Below are 17,549 nucleotides of genomic sequence, written 5' to 3' on the forward strand. Positions count from 1 at the left end.
ACTCCAGGCCCGCGCGGCTCAGGCCGGCAGCGGGCGGGTGTGGGTCGGGCTGCTGGCGGCCGGCGCGCTCGGCAGGCGAGTCAGGCGCAGGGCGTTGAGCACCACGGTTAGCGAACTGATCGACATGCCGACCGCCGCCCACACCGGAGTGATCCAGCCGAGGGCGGCGAACGGCAACATGAGGCCATTGTACAGCGCCGCCCACAGCAGGTTTTCGATGATTACCCGGCGCGTACGTCGCGCCAGCGTGAAAGCTTGCACCAGGGCGCCGAGACGGTTGGACAGCAACACCGCATCGGCGCTGGTTTTCGCCAGATCGGTGGCCGAGCCCATCGCCACGCTGATGTCGGCCGCGGCCAGCACCGGCACGTCGTTGACGCCGTCGCCGAGCATCAGCACCTTGCGACCTTCCTTGTGCAGTTGTTGCAGCGCTTGCAGTTTGTCATCGGGGCGCAAACCGCCGCGGGCCTCGTCGATACCCAGTTCGGCGGCGACACTGGCGACCATCGGCGAACTGTCGCCGGACAACAACAAGGTGCGCCAGCCCCGCGCTTTGCAGGCCGCGAGCAGGGCGGGGGCGTCGTCACGCAGGCGATCATCGAGGACCAGCCACGCCAGCGGGCCGTGGGTGTCGGCGAGCAGCAGCCATTGCCCGGCCTCGTCGGGCATCGACGGCAGTGGCGCGCCGCTCAGGGCACAGGCGAACTGCGCCTGACCGATACGCAAGCGTCGTTCACCGACCACCCCTTCAAGGCCCAGTCCCGGGCTGCTGTGCACCTCTTCAGCGGCCAATGGTGCGCGGCCGAAAGCGCGGGCAATCGGGTGTTCCGAACGGTTTTCCAGCGCGGCGGCGAGGCTCAGGCATTGCTCGCTGTCGAGCGCGCCGAGCGGGCGAATCGAACGCAGTACCAAGCGCCCTTCGGTGAGCGTGCCGGTCTTGTCGAAGATCACTGTGTCGATCTGGTTCAGCCCTTCCAGCACGTGGCCGCGGGTCAGCAGCAGCCCGAGTTTGTGCAGCGTGCCGGTGGCGGCGGTGAGGGCGGTCGGCGTCGCCAGCGACAGTGCGCACGGGCAGGTCGCCACCAGCATGGCGAGAACAATCCAGAACGCCCGCGATGAATCCAGCTGCCACCACAGCAGGCCGATCGCTGCCGCGGCAATCAGCGACAACAGCAAAAACCATTGCGCGGCGCGGTCGGCGATTTCTGCCAGACGCGGTTTTTCCGCCTGAGCGCGATCGAGCAGGCGCACGATCGCGGAGAGCCGCGTGTCCTGCCCCAGCGCCTGCACTTCCACGGTCAATGCGCCTTCAACGTTGAGGGTACCGGCGGTGACCGCATCACCCAGCGCACGCGGTTGCGGCAGGTATTCGCCGGTCAGCAGCGATTCGTCGATGCTCGACTGGCCATCGATGATCTTGCCGTCAGCCGGCAGAATCGAACCGGGCGGCACCAGAATCCGTTCGCCGAGACGCAGCTCGCTGAGCAGGATGCGTTCGCTCTGACCGTTGCTATCCAGGCGCAGGCACGAGGCCGGCAACAGGTTCACCAGTTGCGCAGTGGCAGCGGCGGTGCGCTCGCGGGCGCGGCGTTCCAGATAACGCCCGGCGAGCAGAAACAGCGCGAACATGCCGACCGCATCGAAGTACAGCTCGCCGACCCCGGTGATCGACGTCCAGATCCCGGCGATGTAGGCGCTGCCGATCGCCAGCGACACCGAGACGTCCATGGTCAGGTGGCGGGTACGCAAATCGCGCATCGCCCCTTTGAAGAACGGCGCGCAGCTGTAGAACACGATCGGCGTGGTCAGAAACAGCGCGACCCAGCGCAGGATCGTGTGCAGCTCGGGGCTCAGATCGATATTGAATTCCGGCCAGGTGGCCATGGTCGCCATCATCGCCTGAAACCACAGCAACCCGGCGACGCCAAGTTGGCGCAGGGCCAGGCGATTCTCGCTGGCCAGCTGTTCGCTGGCGCGGTCGGCCTGGTACGGGTGGGCGGCGTAACCGACGTGGCGCAGCTCGGCGAGAATCTGGCTCAGCGGCAGTTGAGCGTCGGCCCAGCGTACGTGCAGGCGATGGTTGGACAGGTTCAGCCGCGCTTCGGCGACGCCGGGCAGGGTGCGCAGGTGTTTCTCGATCAGCCAGCCGCAGGCGGCGCAACTGATGCCTTCCATCAACAAGGTGGTTTCGGCCAGATCGCCTTCGTGGCGGACGAAGGGTTGTTGCACGTCGGCGCGGTCGTACAGCGCCAGTTCATCGGTCAGTTGCACCGGCAGCGCTTCGGGATTGGCCGAGGCTTCGCTGCGATGCTGGTAATAACTTTCCAGCCCCCCGGCGACGATGGCCTCGGCCACCGCCTGACAGCCCGGGCAGCAGAACTCGCGGGCCTGCCCGAGGACGACGGCGGTGAAGCGGCTGCCGGACGGGACGGGCAGGGCGCAGTGGTAGCAGGCAAGTGGGGTGGTCATGGCATCGTTGAGGGTGTGAACCCTTGCATTGGGTGTATCCGCTTGCCCTCACCCCAGCCCTCTCCCGGAGGGAGAGGGCGCCGATCGGTGTGAGCCGGAAAAGCGGCTTCAGTCGCCGACATTGTCACTGTCATACGCCACGCTTCCAGGCAGCCGAGATCAGTCCCCTCTCCCTCAGGGAGAGGGCTAGGGTGAGGGGCTCTAGACCTTGATTCACTTCTTCAGGTCTTCCGCGCCCTGCAACGGCTCATCACCCAGCAGCAGTTCCTTGTCATGGCTGACCAGTTCTTCTTCAAACATGCGCCACACGTGTTCATCCTGACTGCCGAGCAGCTCGACAAACCGCCGCCCTTCGACCTTGTCGCTCAACTGGCCAATGTAGCGCCCGCTCTCGCTGTCACTGCGGGTCAGCACGATCTTGCGATCCTTCTCCGGCTGGGTCGGCGAGATCAGGTTCAGCTCGAGGGTTTGCGGTTGGCTGTCACCGTTCAAGCGCAAATCGACTTCACCGGTCACGTCATCCAGATGCACCGCCGCGCGCAGTTTCAGGGTTTGCGCCAGCAGTTCACGGTCCAGCGAACGGTTGATGCCTTTGCCTGCTTCGTAATAGTTGTCGTTGACCAGATTGTCCGGGTTGTTCACCGCGATGGTCACCATGGACAGGGTCAAGGCCACCGAGCAGGCGAGAATCGCGATGATGATCCACGGCCAGAGGTGCTTGTACCAGGGACTTGCGGCGTTTGCAGCGGGCATGTTCAAAATTCTCTCAACGGATTTGTGGGCCGATGAATCGGCTCTTGGCTTCAACGTGGACGCTGTCGTCATCGGCGTCCTTGAGGATGAATTTCACCTCGTTGGTGCTCGATGGCAGTTGTTCCGGTGCGCTCGACAATTCGACCGGCATGCTGACGATATCCCCGGCAGCCACCTTGATCTCGCGCTTGCCTTGCAGGCGCAGGTCCGGCAGACCCTCGGCTTGCAGAAGGTAAGTGTGGTCGCGCTGATCCTTGTTCATGATCTTCAGGCTGTAGACATTTTCGATCCGGCCTTCGGCGTTTTCGCGGTACAGCACGCGGTCCTTACTGACATCGAAACCGACCAGCGAACGCATGAAAAACGCGGCGACCAACAGGCTGATCATCGCCAGCAGCACCACGGCGTAGCCGATCAGGCGCGGGCGCAGTTTATGGGTTTTCTGCCCGGAGAGGTTGTGTTCGGTGGTGTAGCTGATCAGCCCGCGCGGGTAATCCATCTTGTCCATGATGCTGTCGCAGGCGTCGATGCACGCGGCGCAGCCGATGCACTCGATCTGCAGGCCATCGCGGATGTCGATGCCGGTGGGGCAGACCTGCACGCACATCGTGCAGTCGATGCAATCGCCCAGCCCCAGGGCCTTGTAGTCGATGCCTTTCTTGCGCGGCCCACGGCTCTCGCCACGGCGCGGGTCGTACGACACGATCAGCGTGTCCTTGTCGAACATCACGCTCTGGAAGCGCGCATACGGGCACATGTAGATGCACACCTGCTCACGCAACCAACCGGCATTGCCGTACGTGGCGAGGGTGAAAAAACCGACCCAGAAATACGACCAGCCATCGGCCTGGCCGGTGAAGAATTCGCTGACCAGTTCGCGGATCGGCGAGAAGTAGCCGACGAAGGTCATGCCGGTGACAAAGCCGATCAGCAGCCACAGCGAGTGCTTGGCCAGTTTGCGCAGGAATTTGTTGGCGCTCATCGGCGCCTTGTCGAGTTTGATGCGCTGGTTGCGGTCGCCTTCGGTGACCTTTTCGCACCACATGAAAATCCACGTCCACACGCTCTGCGGGCAGGTGTAACCGCACCAGACGCGTCCGGCGTAGACCGTGATGAAGAACAGGCCGAACGCGGCAATGATCAACAGGCCCGAGAGCAGAATGAAATCCTGTGGCCAGAAGGTGGCGCCGAAAATGAAGAACTTGCGCTCCGGCAGGTTCCACCACACCGCCTGGTGCCCGCCCCAGTTCAGCCACACCGTACCGAAGTACAGCAGAAACAGCGCTGCACCGCCGAGCATCCGCAAATTGCGGAACAGGCCGGTGAAGGCGCGGGTGTAGATTTTTTCTCTTGAGGCATAAAGATCGACGCTGTTGTTCGCGTTCTTGTTTGGCGGCGTGACGTCGTGTACCGGAATCTGATTGCTCATCATTGCATCCCACGGCAGTGGAAAAATGCCCCGGTCGATACGTGCCAACCAAGGTCAAAAAGGGCTGTTGCAGTAGCGCGATGATACGCCTGCCGCTCTGGCTCAAGGGTGCGACCTTTGGTCGCGTTGGGTAAAAAATCCGAATGGTGTAGCGATTGCAGAAAAGCCTGACGCAGATCAATTGACTTGTTGAGTATGGACGGTTTTGCCGAAGCGGCTAGTTCATCTTTTTTCAATCGCTTGTTCACACCATCGCCGTTGATTCCGCAAGTTTGATTACAAGTAATCGGTGGGATTCTTTGACGGTGCCTGGCCCGGCACTAAGCGACAGGTTTCAGTTGATATGTATGTTGTAAGTTGTTTGGTCTGAAATATATTCACTTGATTGTTGTTTGCAAGAGCTTTGAAGTTTTCGTCGTGTTCGAATAAGTTGGCTCCTCGCGAATCATGTTTCGCGTTTTAATAATCAATCTAAATGGAATTTAACGTATGGTTTTTAATAATCTTGTGCGCATTTTTATAAGTGCTTGCTTGCTGGCTTCGGCTATTACCGCTCACGCGGCTACTGGCCTGCCCAAACACATGGTCTTTGCTTCGGATACCCAATATCCGTGGACAGACAAGACCGATAGCCGCGAACCGGAATCGGATTCGGAATTCAAGGAGCGCTCGAAATGGCTGGTTGAAAGCCAACTTGCGAGCATCGCCGAATTCAGAAACCAGCACGGCTCTCAAGCGCAGGTGCCTCTGATGATCAATGGCGATATCACTGCTTTTGGTCATGGCTGGCAGCGGTCTTATATGAAGGCGGCATTGAACAAGTATTTCGGTGGTGACTACTTGTACGGGCTGGGCAATCACGACTATGAAAATAATGTCGATGACTGTTTCAGTAACAGCTGTGCAGCAGGCAGCATCGTCGAGTTCAAAGAACATCATGAAGGTAAAGTCGATAACTTCGACCTGGAGATTACTAGCGGCTTTCTGAGCAAAACGTATTCCGGCAGTCTCGCCTATTCGAAAAATGTTGGCGAAGTGCATTTGGTCCAGCTCAATAACGAGCCGACCTACACCACACGGATTGCCCATGCGCTGAACCCGACGACATTCGAAATCAACGACGCACTGGACTGGCTTGAGACAGATCTCAGGGTAGCGCGAGCTCAGGGCTATGCAATCATCATCAATATGCATAAGCCGCTGAGGCACAAGGGCAGCCCCGAGCAACTGAAGCGTTTCCGTGACATGGTCAACAAATACCAGGTGACGGCGATCTTTGCCGGCCATTTGCATACAGATGGCGGTGACGCCTACTGGCAGGGCAGTGTGCCGATGTACCTGAGCGGCAGTACGTCCCAGCAGACCTATCTGACTGCGAGCTTTACCGAGGATCGCAAGCAGTTGCAGATCTATCTGGTAGAGAACAACCAATGGCGTGAGCGGACTCTGATCGACACCACGCCAGTGCATTCGGTTTTTGCCCAACGCCCATGAAAAAGCCCCGCCGGTGATATTCGGTGTTTTTGCTGCCCCTTGTCAGGGCAGCCTACCGCCGCCGAGGCCGTCGAGTCCGCCACCGTTACCGGGGCTGTTCATGGATTTGTGCGAAACCTCAAGTAACGGTTTGACAGATGTTGGTTCGAAGCCTGCCCTTTCGGTTGAGCTGGGTTGAGGCGGATTTTGCAGTGTTATCTGGTCATCTTTGGACATTCGGGCTTCATCCTTGAAGTGCTCCCGATAGGGCTTATCGGGCGGAAAAAACCTACCGTGCATTGCAATTGCGGTCCATCGAGCAAACGTTTCGAATCATGAATGCCACCATGAAAAAAGGCCCCGCCAATCTGATTGGCGGGGCCTTTTATGCTTCAAGCGCTGAACTTATTCAGCCTTTGCTTCCGGTGCTTTTTCACCGTGGGACAAGCTGTATACATACGCCGCCAGCAGGTGAACCTTGTCATTGCCCTGCAGTTGTTCCTGCGCCGGCATCTGGCCCTGACGGCCGTAACGGATGGTCTGTTGCAGTTGCGCGAAGCTCGAGCCGTAGATGAACGCGCCCGGGTGAGTCAGGTCTGGCGCGCCCATGGCCGGGGTGCCTTTGCCGGCAGGGCCGTGGCAGGCCACGCAGTTGGCGGCGAAGAGTTTGCCGCCATTGGCCGGGTCGGCCTTGGTGCCTTCCGGCAGTTTGCGCCCGTCGAGGTTGGTCACCACGAAGGCCGCCACGTCGGCCACGCCTTGCTCGCCGATCACTTCCGCCCAGGCCGGCATCACCGCGTGGCGGCCGCCCATGATGGTGGTCTTGATGGTTTCCGGCTCGCCGCCCCAGCGCCAGTCGGCGTCGGTCAGGTTGGGGAAACCGTAGGCGCCCTTGGCGTCGGAACCGTGGCACACCGAGCAGTTGGAGGCGAACAGACGGCCACCCATCTTCAGTGCTTGCGGATCCTTGGCAACTTCTTCGATCGGCATCGCCGCGAACTTGGCGAAGATCGGACCGAAGCGAGCGTCGGAACGGGCCATTTCCTTTTCCCATTCGTGGACGCCGGTCCAGCCGGTCTGGCCATTGGCGAACGCGGTCTGCTTCTCGGTATCGAGATAGTTGTAGCCCGGCAGCAGACCTTTCCAGTTGCCCAGGCCGGGGTACAGCACCAGGTAACCCAGGGCGAACACGATGGTGCCGACGAACAGCATGAACCACCATTTCGGCAGCGGGTTGTCGTACTCCTCGATCCCGTCGAAGGAGTGGCCGACCGTCTCGTCCGTCTGTTCGCTGCGCTGGCCCTCGCGGGTCGACAGCAGCAGCCAGGTCAGTGCGAAGATCGTACCGAGACTGAGGACTGTGACGTACAGACTCCAGAATGTAGTCATTCTTTGTTACTCCTAGAAGCTTGCTCGACGTGCTTGATGGCTTCGGGATCATCTGCAAAAGGCAACATGGTCGCGTCGTCAAACTCCGACTTGCGCTTGGGGCTGAACACCCACAAGGCCAGACCGATGAAGGCCACCATCACGACAACGGTGCCCAGGCCTCGAATCATCCCGATATCCATCAGATTCACCGTTTGCTTTTGATGATGGTGCCCAGGCCTTGCAGGTAGGCCACCAGCGCGTCCATTTCGGTCTTGCCCTTCACGGCCTCCTGAGCACCGGCGATGTCTTCGTCGGTATAAGGCACGCCGAGAGTGCGCAACACTTCCATTTTCTTCGCGGTTTCCTTGCCGTCGAGCTTGTTTTCCACGAGGAACGGGTAAGCCGGCATTTTCGACTCGGGGACCACGTTGCGCGGGTTGTACAAGTGCGCACGCTGCCAGTCATCGGAGTAACGACCGCCCACACGGGCCAGGTCCGGACCGGTACGTTTGGAACCCCACAGGAACGGGTGGTCCCAGACGCTTTCACCGGCAACCGAATAGTGGCCATAGCGTTCGGTTTCAGCGCGGAACGGGCGGATCATCTGCGAGTGGCAGCCGACACAACCGTTGGCGATGTACACGTCGCGGCCTTCCAGCTCCAGCGCCGAGCGTGGCTTCATGCCCTCGACCGGCTTGTTGGTGACGTCCTGGAAGAACAGCGGAACAATTTGGGTCAGGCCACCGACGCTGACGGCGATGACCATGAAGAAGGCCAGCAGGCCAATATTCTTCTCGACAGCTTCATGCTTCATCAGTGAGCTCCAACGACGGCAATCTTGGCGGCGGCTTCGGCTTCAACCGGATCCGACGCACGAACGGTGCGGTACACGTTGTAAGCCATCAGCAGCATGCCGCTGGCAAAGAAAGCACCGCCCAGCGCACGGACGATGAAGCCGGGGTGGCTGGCCTGCAGCGCTTCGACGAACGAGTAGGTGAGGGTGCCGTCATCGTTGATTGCACGCCACATCAGGCCCTGGGTGATGCCGTTGACCCACATCGAGGCGATGTAGAGCACGGTGCCGATGGTCGCGAGCCAGAAGTGCGCGTTGATCAGCCCGATGCTGTGCATCTGCGCCCGGCCGAACAGTTTGGGGATCATGTGATAGATCGCGCCGATGGAAATCATCGCCACCCAGCCGAGTGCGCCGGCGTGTACGTGCCCGATGGTCCAGTCGGTGTAGTGCGAAAGCGAGTTGACGGTCTTGATCGCCATCATCGGCCCTTCGAAGGTCGACATGCCGTAGAACGCCAGCGATACCACCAGGAAGCGCAGGATCGGGTCGGTGCGCAATTTATGCCAGGCGCCCGACAGGGTCATCATACCGTTGATCATGCCGCCCCAGCTCGGCGCCAGGAGAATGATCGACATCGCCATGCCCAGCGATTGTGCCCAGTCCGGCAGGGCGGTGTAGTGCAGGTGGTGCGGGCCGGCCCAGATGTACAGGGTGATCAGGGCCCAGAAGTGCACGATCGACAGGCGATAGGAATAGATCGGACGTTCGGCCTGTTTCGGCACGAAGTAGTACATCATCCCGAGGAAACCGGTGGTCAGGAAGAAACCCACCGCGTTGTGGCCGTACCACCACTGGATCATCGCGTCAGTGGCGCCGGAGTAGGCCGAATACGATTTGAACAGGCTGACCGGCAACGACATGTGGTTGACGATGTGCAGCATCGCGGTGACGACGATGAACGCGCCGTAGAACCAGTTGCCGACATAGATGTGCTTGGTCTTGCGCTTGGTGATGGTGCCGAAGAACACCAGACCGTAGGTGACCCAGACAATGGCCAGCAAAATGGCGATCGGCCATTCCAGTTCGGCGTATTCCTTGGTGGTGGTGTAACCCAGCGGCAAGGTAATGATGGCGCCGACGATGACCGCTTGCCAGCCCCAGAAGGTGAAGGCTGCGAGGCTGTCGGAAATCAGTCGCGTCTGGCAGGTTCGCTGCACGACATAGTAGGAGGTGGCAAACAGTGCACAACCGCCGAAGGCGAAAATCACCAGGTTTGTGTGCAACGGGCGCAGGCGTCCAAAGCTCGTCCACGGCAGACCGAAGTTCAATTCCGGCCAGACCAGTTGCGAGGCAATGAAGACACCGAGCCCCATGCCAAGGATCCCCCAGACCACCGTCATGATGGCGAACTGGCGGACTACCTTATAGTTATAAGCAGTCGGACTGATTGCTGTGCTCATTCTAAGGTTCCACGGTTTGGGTGTTTTATTAGGATTGGAATCGGCCGCAAGTATGCAGAGAGCAGGGGGTCATTGCAACGCGCCATGACCTGGGTCAATGCTTTCCAGCGCTGATTCTGCGGCCTTTCCATGCGCCGTGTAGGGTCAAAAACGGCCCCTGTCAAAATGTCGCTGTGAGTGAAAAAAACGCGGAGTTCGGATGGCCATCGACGGCGTCTTTTTCGACGTCATGATCGGGGGACGAAAGGCATTCGGCGCAACAGCCGTTATCTACCAGCCCTTGCGGCGAATCCGTCAGCCGGTTCAGCGGCCGCATCGCCCGGGAGTGATCTGAAACTGTCACGCACCAATCCGCTCTCGAACAAGCGTAGACCTGAATCAGGCGAACCGAAAGGTGAGGTGGGAAGGGGTGCGACAATGCGTCGCAATGGGGCGGGAAACTGCCGCAACGAAAAAGTCGCGGCAGTTGTGTGCGCAGTTTTTATTTCTTTATGTCTTCATTTGCCTGATTTTCTGTATTCAATCTATGGCTCAGGCTGTACACATAGGCTGCGAGCAATTGCACTTTATCGTTGCCCAGCAACTCACTCTGCGCCGGCATATGTCCTTGGCGGCCATGGCGAATGGTCTGTTCAAGTTGGGTCAGGCTAGTGCCGTAGATGAAGCCGGCCGGATGGGTAAGATTCGGTGCGCCCAGCGCGGGGGTGCCTTGGCCAGTTGCGCCGTGGCACGCCACGCAAGTGGTGCTGAACGCTTGCTGCCCGGCTTGCAGATCCGCCTTGCTGTCGGCGGGTAGCGGCAGGCCGGCCAACTCGTGGCGCACGTAGGCTGCGACGCTTTTCACCCCGGCTTCACCGAGCACTTCGCCCCAGGCCGGCATCGCCGCCATCCGTCCGCCCAGGATGGTGGTCTTGATCGTCTCGGCCTCGCCGCCCCAGCGCCAGTCGCTGTCGGCGAGGTTAGGGAACCCGAATGCGCCCTTGGCGTCGGAGCCGTGGCACACCGAGCAGTTGGAGGCGAACAAGCGACCGCCCATTTTCAGCGCCTGCGGATCTTTGGCCACTTCTTCCACGGGCATGGCAGCGAATTTGGCGAAGATCGGCCCGAACCGGGCGTCCGCCTTGTTCATCTCCTTTTCCCACTCGTGCACGCCGGTCCAGCCATCCTCGTAACCGGGCAGGATGCCTTTCCAGTTGCCCAGGCCCGGATACAGAATCAGATAGCCCACCGAGAACACCAGTGTGCCGGCGAACAGCATGAACCACCACTGCGGCAGCGGATTGTCGTATTCCTCGATGCCGTCGAAGCTGTGGCCCATGGTCTGGTCGACGCTGCCCTTGGTTTCGCCCCGGCGCGTGCCGATCAGCAGCCAGGTCAGGCCGATCAGGCTGCCGAGGGTCAGTACGCAGATCCACGTACTCCAGAAGGTGGTCATGGCCGGGTACTCCTTGTTTCATTTGCTGGGGTTGTGTCGGGCAGCGGCTCGTCGGCGAACGGCAGCAGACGTGCTTCGGCAAACTCCGGGGTGCGCTTGCGGTTGAACACCCAGAGCGTCAAACCAACGAAGGCGACGAACACCACGACCGTGCCGAGGCCGCGGATCAGGCCTGCACTCATCTCAAAGATCATCGTGCTCACCTCTTGCTCTTGATCGCAGTGCCGAGCACTTGCAGATAGGAAACGAGGGCGTCCATTTCGGTCTTGCCCTTGAGGCTGGCGACCGCGCCGCTGATGTCGTCGTCGGTGTACGGCACGCCGAGGGTGCGCATGGTTTTCAGCTTGGTTTCGGTGTGGCTGCTGTCGACGGCCTGGGTGACCAGCCATGGATAAGCCGGCATCTTCGATTCCGGCACGACGTTGCGCGGGTTGTACAAGTGCGCGCGGTGCCAGTCATCCGAGTAGCGCGCGCCAACCCGGGCGAGGTCCGGCCCGGTACGTTTCGAGCCCCACAGGAACGGGTGATCCCAAACGCTTTCGCCCGCTACCGAGTAGTGCCCGTAACGCTCGGTTTCGGCGCGGAACGGGCGGATCATCTGCGAGTGGCAACCGACGCAGCCTTCGCGGATATAGATGTCGCGGCCTTCCAGTTGCAGCGCGGTGTAGGGCTTCATGCCCTCTACCGGTTTGTTGGTGACGTCCTGGAAGAACAGCGGGACGATCTGGGTCAGGCCGCCGATGCTGACGGCGAACACCATCAGCAGCATCAGCAGGCCGACGTTCTTTTCAATGGTTTCGTGTTTCATGGCGGACTCCTCAGGCCATCTGCGCGGCAGCGACGACTTCAGCAGGCTGCGAGGCCCGCACGGTGCGCCAGGTGTTGTAAGCCATCAGCAACATGCCGCTGAGGAAAATCGCCCCACCGATCAGGCGCACGACAAAGCCCGGATGGCTGGCCACCAGGGTTTCGACGAAGGAATACGTCAGCGTGCCGTCCTCGTTGACCGCGCGCCACATCAGGCCCTGGGCGATGCCGTTGACCCACATCGAGGCGATGTAGAGCACGGTGCCGATGGTCGCGAGCCAGAAATGCGCGTTGATCAGACCGACGCTGTGCATCTGCGTCTTGCCGAAGATTTTCGGGATCATGTGGTACAGCGCGCCGATGGAGATCATCGCCACCCAGCCGAGCGCGCCGGCGTGAACGTGGCCGATGGTCCAGTCGGTGTAGTGGGAGAGGGCGTTGACGGTCTTGATCGCCATCATCGGCCCTTCGAAGGTCGACATGCCGTAGAAGGCGAGCGACACCACGAGGAAGCGCAGGATCGGGTCGCTGCGCAACTTATGCCAGGCGCCCGAGAGGGTCATCATGCCGTTGATCATGCCGCCCCAGCTCGGTGCCAGCAGAATCAGTGACATCACCATGCCCAGCGACTGTGCCCAGTCCGGCAACGCGGTGTAGTGCAAGTGGTGCGGGCCGGCCCAGATGTACAGGGTGATCAGCGCCCAGAAGTGCACGATCGACAGGCGATACGAATACACCGGGCGCTCGGCCTGTTTCGGCACGAAGTAATACATCATGCCGAGGAAGCCGGCGGTGAGGAAAAAGCCCACAGCGTTGTGGCCGTACCACCATTGCACCATCGCGTCGGTGGCACCGGCGTAAACCGAATAGGACTTGGTGAAACTCACCGGCAACTCAAGATTGTTGACGATGTGCAGAATCGCCACGGTAATGATGAACGCGCCGAAGAACCAATTGCCGACATAGATGTGTTTGGTCTTGCGCTGCATGATCGTGCCGAAGAACACAATGGCGTAGGCGACCCAGACGATGGTGATGAGGATGTCGATCGGCCATTCCAGCTCGGCGTATTCCTTGGAACTGGTGTAACCCAGCGGCAGGCTGATCGCCGCCAGCAGGATCACCAGTTGCCAGCCCCAGAAGCAGAACGCGGCGATTTTCGGCGCGAACAATTGCGTCTGGCAGGTGCGTTGCACCGAGTAGAAAGAGCTGGCGAACAGCGCGCAGCCACCGAAAGCGAAGATCACCGCGTTGGTGTGCAGCGGGCGCAGACGGCCGAAACTGGTCCAGGGCAGATTGAAGTTGAGTTCCGGCCAGACCAATTGCGCCGCGAGAAAAACCCCGAGGCCCATGCCGACGATGCCCCACACCACCGTCATAATGGCGAATTGGCGGACCACCTTGTAGTTGTAGGCGGTACTGATAGAAGTGTTCATGGTTCCCCATCCACGGTTCAGCCGAAGTGAGCGCGCGCAAACGGCGCGAATCCTTCGCCTGGAGTTATAGGCAGACTAAAAGCGAGGCAAGCATGGACAAACAGCACAAGGCCAGTATTGACGGGGATCAATGGGCGCAGTGTGTGCGTGATCATGGGTGGCTGTGGGATGCCGCTGTTGGTGAGGCTTCGGCAACGCTGATTCTGGCGCACGGGGCGGGGGCGCCGATGGATAGTGACTGGATGAATGACATGGCTGGGCGCCTGGCGGGACTTGGGGTGAATGTGTTGCGGTTTGAGTTTCCTTATATGGCGCAGCGGCGGGGGGATGGGGGAAAGCGGCCGCCGAATCCTGCTGGCAAGCTGCAGGAATGTTGGGGGGGGGGGTTTGGGGGGGTGCGGCGTCATGTCGCTGGGCGGTTGGCGATTGGCGGCAAGTCGATGGGCGGGCGGATGGCGAGTCTGGTGGCGGGTGAGTTGGGGGCTGATGGGTTGGTGTGTCTGGGCTATCCGTTTTATGCGGCTGGGAAGCCGGAGAAACCGCGGGTGGAGCATTTGGCTTCGTTGCGCACGCGGACGTTGATTGTGCAGGGGGAGCGGGATGCTCTGGGTAATCGCGAGGCGGTTGAGGCTTACAGCTTGTCACCGAGTATTGAGGTGATGTGGCTGGCGGCGGGGGATCATGATTTGAAGCCGCTCAAGGCTTCTGGCTTTACGCATTCCGATCATTTGGCGGGTGCTGCGCAGAAGGTGGCTGAATTTCTCCGTGACTGATTTTGAGCCGGGCCGGGATTTTGCGTTGCATGAAGATCTGCTCCCTTTCCCCCTCGCCCCCTTGGGGGAGAGGGTTGGGGTAGCTGTTGATCTTGCTTTTGGGGGCATATCCGTTGCTGCCGTAACGGCTCCTTAGGGTTCCGCCCTGACGGCGGGTCACTTTTTCCAGACGCCGAAAAAGTAACCAAAAAGGCTTGCTCCTGCGTTCGGCCCTCGCAGGCTCGGGTCCCTTCGCTCCGGGATCGATCCGGGCGCAGCGGCTCCGGTTTGCTTCGCTGCACCTCCTTCCGCTGTGTCTGGCTGCGCCAGACGGTCGCTGCGCTCCCACCCCCGGATCAATCCCTCCACTCAGCCTTCCGACGTCGCCCGTGGATCAAAAGCACTCGAGCTTGCGCTCATTGTTGAGTGGTGCGGCTTCGCCGCGGGCAGCTGCGCTGCTTTGCTTTTCTGTGGGAGCGAGCTTGCTCGCGAAGGCGGCCTTAAAGCCGACCTGATTCTTGCGGTTGTACCCAGTCCAACTGTAGGAGTGAGCCTGCTCGCGATGACGCCCTGACAACCGGCCATTATCTACCGGCTGGACCCAATCCCTGTGGGAGCTGGCTTGCCAGCGATGGCAACCTCCAAGCCGACCAATCCCTCACTGATGTACCCGGTCCAAATGTGGGAGCGAGCCTGCTCGCGAAAGCTCCCTTCCAGACGACATCAAACCACCTGCCTGTCAGAGGCAATCCCGGCTATTAAACATCTTCAAATTCCAACGTTTAAACTACACGATCCGTTACGCCATCCCGGCTACAACTCCTTGCGCCGTTGCCTACGCGTACGCCAGAATCCGCCGGCTTACACGGCTATGAGGTTGGCTATATCGTTTCTCGGTCACTGAAAAAAAGCAGTGATCGGGTTTGGTAGCCCGTCTGTAATGGCCGTATGTCTACGCCTTCAGACCGTCCTTTTTTGGGGCTCGGTTTATATGGTGGTCATGCGTGGGGCTCGTTCGCGGGCGCCGGGTTCCTATTGCAGCCGGTCTACCAACCCGCGTATGGCCGCCACCCTCGTTTGGTAGCGAAGGTGATGGCTCCTTCAGTCTGCGATAGGAGTTTCATCATGTTCAAAGTAACCCCCAACCCGCCAATCCCCCACGACCCCGCACTCGATCCGCAAAAAGTCCAGGAAGCCACCGACCGCGCCCTCGACTACTACCTCAAACCCGAAGACCTGGCTGCTCCACCAAGTTCACCAAAATATCGCCCGATCTACGTTGTAGACCCCACGCTGGATGACGAAACCCTGCTGGTCGAGGCTTGCGAGTCGCTTTCCTACGCCCATGCCATGGCCGGTAACATCGCCAACTCGATAGGCGGCCCGGAACGCAAACCACTGCTGGCGCTGCAACAGGTAATCATGCTCAACGAGCTGTTGGTCAATCGACTGTTGGATAAGCTGAAGTTGCCTCAGTAATTTCGCCGGCTGTTATGGCCTCATCGCGAGCAGGCTCGCTCCTACAAGGGATTGTCGTTGGACACAAAAGCTGTGGTCACCGCAGATCCCCTGTAGGAGTGAGCCTGCTCGCGATGGCGGTCTGCCAGATGCCATTGATTTCACATAGGCAACAAAAAACCCGGAAGCTTTCGCCGTCCGGGCTTTGAAGATCAAAAGATCGCAGCCTTCGGCAGCTCCTACAGGAACATGCATTCCAATGTAGGAGCTGCCGAAGGCTGCGATCTTTTGCTTTTAGCGGTTAAACCGCTCTACCAACGAGTACTGCGTGTTGGCCGTCTTGGTCAGCTCTTCACTCAGCAACGCCGAGTTATGCGCCTGTTCCGACGTCTGATCCGCCAGTTCCGAGATATTGCTGATGTTGCGGCTGATTTCTTCAGCCACGGCACTTTGCTCTTCGGTCGCGGCAGCAATCTGTGTGGTCATGTCGGTGATGTTGGCCACCGCTTCACTGATCCCGACCAGGGCCTGATCCGCCTCCAGTACCCGCGCCACGCCTTCTTCGGCCTGACGATGTCCGGCTTCCATGGTTTGCACAGCGCTGGACGCGGTCTGTTGCAACTTGGCGATCAGCGCGTGAATCTGCCCGGTGGATTCGCTGGTACGTTGCGCCAGTTGACGAACTTCGTCTGCCACCACGGCGAAACCTCGGCCCATTTCGCCGGCACGTGCAGCCTCGATGGCGGCGTTAAGGGCAAGCAGGTTGGTCTGGTCGGCGATGCCTTTGATCACGTCGACCACGCCGCCGATTTCGTCGCTGTCCTTGGCCAGTTGCGTCACGGTCAGGCCGGTTTCCCCAACAACCACGGACAAACGCTGAATGGCTTCGCGGGTTTCCCCGGCGATGTCACGGCCGCGACCGGTGAGGCGGTTGGCTTCCTGGGTGGCGTCAGCGGTGCGTTGTACGTGGCTGGCGACTTCCTGGGTGGTGGCGGCCATTTGGTTGACGGCGGTGGCGACCTGTTCGGTTTCCACGCGCTGGCGTTCCAGGCCGGTCGAGCTGTTGTGCGCCAGGGCGTCGGACTGCTTGGCCTGATCGGTCAGGTGTTCGGCGGTGTCCTGCAGACGGGTCAGGCAGGTTTTCAGGCGCGCTTCCTGGCTGAGGATCGACATCTCCAGACGCGCCTGGGCGCCACGGCTGTCGGTGTACATCTGCGCGATCAGCGGGTCGGAGGTGGTCTGCTCGGCGAGGCGCAGCAGGCGCTTGAGCCCGCGTTGCTGCCATTGCAGGCCCATCAGGCCCAGCGGCACCGACAGACCGGCGGCAAGGGCGAAGCCCCACTGCGAGTTCAGCGTCGCGCCGATCATGAAGCTCAACTGGCTGACCAGAATGAACGGCAACCAGTCCTGCAGGATCGGCAGCCATTTGTCCGTCGAAGGAATCGCCGACTTGCCCTGGTTGATGCGTTGATAGAGCGCTTCGGCGCGGCGGATCTGTTCGGCGGTGGGTTTGACGCGCACCGACTCGTAACCGATTACCTGGCTGCCATCAAACACCGGCGTGACGTAGGCGTTAACCCAATAGTGGTCGCCGGATTTGCAGCGATTCTTGACAATGCCCATCCATGGCAAGCCTTGTTTCAATGTGCCCCACATGTGCGAGAACACCGCCGACGGCACGTCAGGGTGACGGACCAGATTGTGCGGCGCCCGGATCAGTTCCTCCCGCGAAAACCCGCTGATTTCAACGAACGCGTCGTTGCAGTAGGTGATCACGCCCTTGGCATCGGTGGTGGAAATCAACCGTTGCTGAGCTGGAAAGGTCCGCTCGCGTTGTGTAATGGGCTGGTTGTTACGCATGGTTTTTCAATCCGCAAGGCTTTGAAAGGTTGTCGGCGCTGACAGGTTTT

General features: G+C 60.2%; 17 protein-coding genes. 4 read left to right on the top strand and 13 right to left on the bottom strand.

The genetic code is table 11. The annotated features are described in order from the left end of the window. Positions 1-18 precede the first annotated feature (18 nt). The 4 genes from AEQ63_RS14150 to AEQ63_RS28145 all read right to left on the bottom strand — a co-directional run bounded on the left by AEQ63_RS14150 (position 19) and on the right by AEQ63_RS28145 (position 4,899). Positions 19-2,469, bottom strand: coding sequence for a heavy metal translocating P-type ATPase (locus AEQ63_RS14150; protein ID WP_064363875.1), 2,451 nt, complete (start codon positions 2,467-2,469; stop codon positions 19-21). Positions 2,470-2,682: 213 nt separating this feature from the next. Next, complete coding sequence (locus AEQ63_RS14155; protein ID WP_064363876.1) at positions 2,683-3,222, bottom strand: FixH family protein; 540 nt, start codon at positions 3,220-3,222, stop codon at positions 2,683-2,685. Between the two features lie 13 nt (positions 3,223-3,235). Beyond that, positions 3,236-4,651, bottom strand: a complete 1,416-nt coding sequence (gene ccoG, locus AEQ63_RS14160; RefSeq protein WP_064363877.1) for a cytochrome c oxidase accessory protein CcoG — start codon at positions 4,649-4,651, stop codon at positions 3,236-3,238. Further along, positions 4,651-4,899 (bottom strand): hypothetical protein, encoded by a 249-nt coding sequence (locus tag AEQ63_RS28145; protein WP_152972376.1) that lies wholly within the window; start codon positions 4,897-4,899, stop codon positions 4,651-4,653. The genes ccoG and AEQ63_RS28145 overlap by 1 nt, the downstream gene beginning before the upstream one ends. Before the next feature lie 241 nt (positions 4,900-5,140). Here AEQ63_RS28145 and AEQ63_RS14165 point away from each other — a divergent pair, with 241 nt between their 5' ends. Continuing rightward, positions 5,141-6,145, top strand: a complete 1,005-nt coding sequence (locus tag AEQ63_RS14165; protein ID WP_064363878.1) for a metallophosphoesterase family protein — start codon at positions 5,141-5,143, stop codon at positions 6,143-6,145. A 384-nt stretch (positions 6,146-6,529) separates the two neighbouring features. Here the strand turns inward: AEQ63_RS14165 and ccoP (AEQ63_RS14170) are convergent, their stop codons facing one another. The 4 genes from ccoP (AEQ63_RS14170) to ccoN (AEQ63_RS14185) are packed head-to-tail and all read right to left on the bottom strand — an operon-like array spanning position 6,530 to position 9,751. Then, the gene (gene ccoP / locus AEQ63_RS14170) at positions 6,530-7,513 is read right to left on the bottom strand and encodes a cytochrome-c oxidase, cbb3-type subunit III (protein WP_064363879.1); all 984 of its coding nucleotides are present in this window, start codon (positions 7,511-7,513) and stop codon (positions 6,530-6,532) included. Then, complete coding sequence (locus AEQ63_RS14175; protein WP_016775513.1) at positions 7,510-7,695, bottom strand: CcoQ/FixQ family Cbb3-type cytochrome c oxidase assembly chaperone; 186 nt, start codon at positions 7,693-7,695, stop codon at positions 7,510-7,512. Before AEQ63_RS14175 ends, ccoP (AEQ63_RS14170) begins: the two co-directional genes overlap by 4 nt. Positions 7,696-7,700: 5 nt before the next feature. Beyond that, positions 7,701-8,309, bottom strand: coding sequence for a cytochrome-c oxidase, cbb3-type subunit II (gene ccoO / locus AEQ63_RS14180; protein ID WP_042608413.1), 609 nt, complete (start codon positions 8,307-8,309; stop codon positions 7,701-7,703). Next, positions 8,309-9,751 (bottom strand): cytochrome-c oxidase, cbb3-type subunit I, encoded by a 1,443-nt coding sequence (ccoN, locus tag AEQ63_RS14185; RefSeq protein ID WP_042608412.1) that lies wholly within the window; start codon positions 9,749-9,751, stop codon positions 8,309-8,311. The genes ccoO (AEQ63_RS14180) and ccoN (AEQ63_RS14185) overlap by 1 nt, the downstream gene beginning before the upstream one ends. 199 nt (positions 9,752-9,950) lie before the next feature. On the opposite strand from ccoN (AEQ63_RS14185), the gene AEQ63_RS29100 reads away from it, so the two are divergent. Continuing rightward, on the top strand, positions 9,951-10,085 hold the full coding sequence (locus tag AEQ63_RS29100) for a hypothetical protein (RefSeq protein WP_268893363.1): 135 nt from the start codon (positions 9,951-9,953) through the stop codon (positions 10,083-10,085). Positions 10,086-10,232: 147 nt separating this feature from the next. Here AEQ63_RS29100 and ccoP (AEQ63_RS14190) read toward each other — a convergent pair whose 3' ends face one another. The 4 genes from ccoP (AEQ63_RS14190) to ccoN (AEQ63_RS14205) are packed head-to-tail and all read right to left on the bottom strand — an operon-like array spanning position 10,233 to position 13,429. Next, positions 10,233-11,186 (bottom strand): cytochrome-c oxidase, cbb3-type subunit III, encoded by a 954-nt coding sequence (gene ccoP, locus AEQ63_RS14190; protein WP_064363880.1) that lies wholly within the window; start codon positions 11,184-11,186, stop codon positions 10,233-10,235. Then, entirely contained in the window at positions 11,183-11,380 is a 198-nt protein-coding gene (locus AEQ63_RS14195) for a cbb3-type cytochrome oxidase subunit 3 (RefSeq protein ID WP_064363986.1), read from the bottom strand. Before AEQ63_RS14195 ends, ccoP (AEQ63_RS14190) begins: the two co-directional genes overlap by 4 nt. 5 nt (positions 11,381-11,385) lie before the next feature. Next, complete coding sequence (ccoO, locus tag AEQ63_RS14200; protein ID WP_003223389.1) at positions 11,386-11,994, bottom strand: cytochrome-c oxidase, cbb3-type subunit II; 609 nt, start codon at positions 11,992-11,994, stop codon at positions 11,386-11,388. Between the two features lie 10 nt (positions 11,995-12,004). Next, positions 12,005-13,429: a cytochrome-c oxidase, cbb3-type subunit I gene (ccoN, locus tag AEQ63_RS14205; protein WP_042608409.1), complete on the bottom strand. Its 1,425-nt coding sequence runs from the start codon at positions 13,427-13,429 to the stop codon at positions 12,005-12,007. 92 nt (positions 13,430-13,521) lie between these two features. On the opposite strand from ccoN (AEQ63_RS14205), the gene AEQ63_RS14210 reads away from it, so the two are divergent. Together AEQ63_RS14210 and AEQ63_RS14215 are read left to right on the top strand one after the other, a co-directional pair. Then, positions 13,522-14,202 (top strand): alpha/beta family hydrolase, encoded by a 681-nt coding sequence (locus tag AEQ63_RS14210; protein ID WP_064363881.1) that lies wholly within the window; start codon positions 13,522-13,524, stop codon positions 14,200-14,202. A 1,104-nt stretch (positions 14,203-15,306) separates the two neighbouring features. Next, the gene (locus AEQ63_RS14215; RefSeq protein ID WP_064363882.1) at positions 15,307-15,660 is read left to right on the top strand and encodes a DUF6124 family protein; all 354 of its coding nucleotides are present in this window, start codon (positions 15,307-15,309) and stop codon (positions 15,658-15,660) included. Positions 15,661-15,933: 273 nt separating this feature from the next. Here AEQ63_RS14215 and AEQ63_RS14220 read toward each other — a convergent pair whose 3' ends face one another. Next, the gene (locus tag AEQ63_RS14220) at positions 15,934-17,499 is read right to left on the bottom strand and encodes a methyl-accepting chemotaxis protein (protein WP_042608406.1); all 1,566 of its coding nucleotides are present in this window, start codon (positions 17,497-17,499) and stop codon (positions 15,934-15,936) included. Positions 17,500-17,549 lie beyond the last annotated feature (50 nt).

The organism is Pseudomonas sp. RIT-PI-o (genome assembly GCF_001297215.1).
Taxonomy (GTDB): Bacteria; Pseudomonadota; Gammaproteobacteria; order Pseudomonadales; family Pseudomonadaceae; genus Aquipseudomonas; species Aquipseudomonas moraviensis_A.